The organism is Marinitoga sp. 1138, assembly GCF_013363265.1.
GTDB lineage: Bacteria > Thermotogota > Thermotogae > Petrotogales > Petrotogaceae > Marinitoga > Marinitoga piezophila.
Genome location: NZ_LBFA01000022.1, coordinates 1 through 2,716, shown reverse-complemented (window position 1 = coordinate 2,716; position 2,716 = coordinate 1). Strand labels below are relative to the sequence as shown.

Below are 2,716 nucleotides of genomic sequence, written 5' to 3'. Positions count from 1 at the left end.
TCATTTTTTCTCGTTGTTTTTTCCAGGATTTCTCCTGTCTTTTTATCTGCTGTTATTTTCCCTTTTTTTAATACCACTATCCTGTCTGTTTTTTCTATTTCACTTACATCATGACTGGCTAAGATTATTGTTTTTCCTTTTTGACTTAATTCTTCCATTATTTCATATATCTTCATTTTCGTTTCTATATCCACTCCATTTGTCGGTTCATCAAGTAAATATATTTCCGCTTCTTTTATTAATGCCCTTGCAAGGTTTAATCTCCTTTTCATCCCCTCTTCTCCTTTCGATGAGTTATATTTCTATTTTACTACTCATCGAAGTTTTTTTTAGGAGGTCATTTTTCCCTTTTTCCTCTGGAAGAGGCAAAAGATTTTACCATATGCATTATTTTACCATACCAAGAAGGGGGTTTTTATTTATTCAAAAATTTTATGGTCTCTTCATTTTAACAAATATACAGATTTCATCCAATCAATTTTTAATCCTTTCCATGTCCTCACAATATAAAATGTAATCTCTGCATTTTCCGGATATCTTATTTTTTTGAGTTCTTCTTTCTTTATTTCTTTATTTATTATATTACCTTTAGAATCTAAATCATAAGATACCAATATTTCATTTAAAAGATATACAATATATCCCCTCTTAACTTTTTTAATATTTATTTCAGCACCACCATTTATATTTAAAATATTTTCAATATCTTCATCTAGGTGAATATAATATTCTCTCATAAACTTTTCTGATTTTTCAGGGTCTAAAATATATTTTTTTCTTTCTTCTATCATTTTATTTAAATATGCTTTAAAAGCATCTTCGATAGTATTTGAAGAAAGAGTATTATCATTAAGAAGAGTATCATAATATATTTTGGTATAATACATAGTATCATAATATTTTCTTAATATATATAATGGATTAAAATACATATTGTATATAAATATTATTAAGAAATATAATAAAACTCCTAATATTAAATAAAAAAATATTTTAAATAAAATATTATGGTTTTTCATACCAAACATAATATGTTCCCCCATTTATGTAATTTAAATAAATTTCCTTTGCTATTAAACATAATTTTGAAGGTTTATTATAATTTGGAGAATCTTTTATATCAAGATTTTCTTTAGTTATAACAGTTCCATCGAGTTTTTCTCTAGTTTCTATTGTACCATTATCATTGTATTTATATTTTGTTTTTCCTTTAACAGTTACTCTTAAACTACTGTAATTTTGTTCAGCCACTGCAAAAAGTTTTTTCCAACTTTTTTTCCAATTTCCATTCTTATCAGAAACATAATGTATAACATATACCTTTTTTAATGTATAATGTCTTGCTTCTTCCGTTAATGTTTCAGTTATTTCAAAATTACTTCTAAGATAAGAAATAAAATCTCCAGTATATTGAATATATTCAATTATATTTCTTAATTTTGAAGCAATGGAATTTACAATTTTATTTGTAGCTATATTTAATAATGTATTTAAAGTTGCATTAAATATTCTTCTTGACATTTCTCCATCAGTATATCCAGTTTGTGAAGTATCAATTCTATATCCATAAGTATATCGTCCTGGATCTATTTGATCATATAAAGAAATATTATTATTTTTATTTTTTACATTAAGATAATCTTCAAAAGTAAATACTTTATTTAGTGAAAATGATTCTTTTGTATGACTAATATTATTATAATAATATATTTTATTTGTAGAAACTTTTTGTCCATTAGAGTTTTTAATAGAGTAAATTTTTTCATCTTTTATTTCAAATGTATAATCTATATTACCTTTATTATCAAATATTTCCTGTTTTACTAATTCTCCATTTTCAAAATAGTTTTTAAACACCAAAATACCATCTTTAGTATAATATTCCGAGGTTTTAATATTAACATCTTCTTTTAAAAAATTTTCTAGTTCTTTGTTATTTTCAATATTTTTTTCTTGCTTTTCTATATTAGTACAGGATATAAAAAATATACTAATAAAAATTATTAAAATATATACTCTCACCACTTTCTTCATCCCATCACCTCGATCTTCTTTAAATTTATAATTTTTTATAAAATTCTGGCACCAGAACAACTCAGCCGACTGAGAAATGAAAATCTTTTTGATAAATATCTGCTTAAATATATTTAAGTAATATTTTTTAACCATGCATGAGTGTAATTCAAAATTATTTTTTAAATTTATATCAGGTATTATATGTAATTTATTTAATAATATTATAGGCAAATATCGTGAATTTTATAACTTAATAATCCATGGTAAAACTCAATAAATGTATAATTTTTATATTATGTTACTGTATAATTAAAAGATATTATTTTTACTTATTTATTTCACAATAATTATATCAAAAAAAAGATGTCAATATATAATGTAAAATTCAAGTAAAATTACAATCAATTTTTCTTTTCCTAAATTCAATAAATTTACATATTTATTATATCACTTGATATATTTTTAGTGTTATTTTTTTATTTAATTTTGATGACAATAATAATCTCATGCGATTTTTCTTCATTTTTTCTCATTGGTGTATTATGAATTTTTTTATTGTTTTCATGATTTCACCTATTATTGCATATTATTTTAATATTTTGGTTCATATTTCCTGAAGAATCTATATCCTATTGTGAATATTAACATTGTGATTGCCAGCGGTATTATTATTCTCCACAATCCCACGTATATTACAAAC

3 protein-coding genes are annotated in these 2,716 nt (G+C 22.6%); all 3 read right to left on the bottom strand.

Annotated features, from left to right (window positions below):
- Positions 1 to 272, bottom strand: a 272-nt coding sequence (locus XO11_RS07900; RefSeq protein ID WP_254873319.1) for an AAA family ATPase, incomplete at its 3' end; no start/stop codon positions are given.
- Between the two features lie 171 nt (positions 273 to 443).
- Entirely contained in the window at positions 444 to 1,028 is a 585-nt protein-coding gene (locus XO11_RS07895; RefSeq protein ID WP_175418464.1) for a hypothetical protein, read from the bottom strand.
- Entirely contained in the window at positions 1,006 to 2,034 is a 1,029-nt protein-coding gene (locus XO11_RS07890) for a hypothetical protein (protein WP_175418463.1), read from the bottom strand. The genes XO11_RS07895 and XO11_RS07890 overlap by 23 nt, the downstream gene beginning before the upstream one ends.
- Positions 2,035 to 2,716: the final 682 nt, after the last annotated feature.

What these genes read in the sequence shown, in the direction of transcription:
- XO11_RS07895 (WP_175418464.1), bottom strand. Translation starts at nt 1,028, where the DNA reads ATGTTTGGTATGAAAAACCATAATATTTTATTTAAAATATTTTTTTAT.
- XO11_RS07890 (WP_175418463.1), bottom strand. Translation starts at nt 2,034, where the DNA reads ATGAAGAAAGTGGTGAGAGTATATATTTTAATAATTTTTATTAGTATA.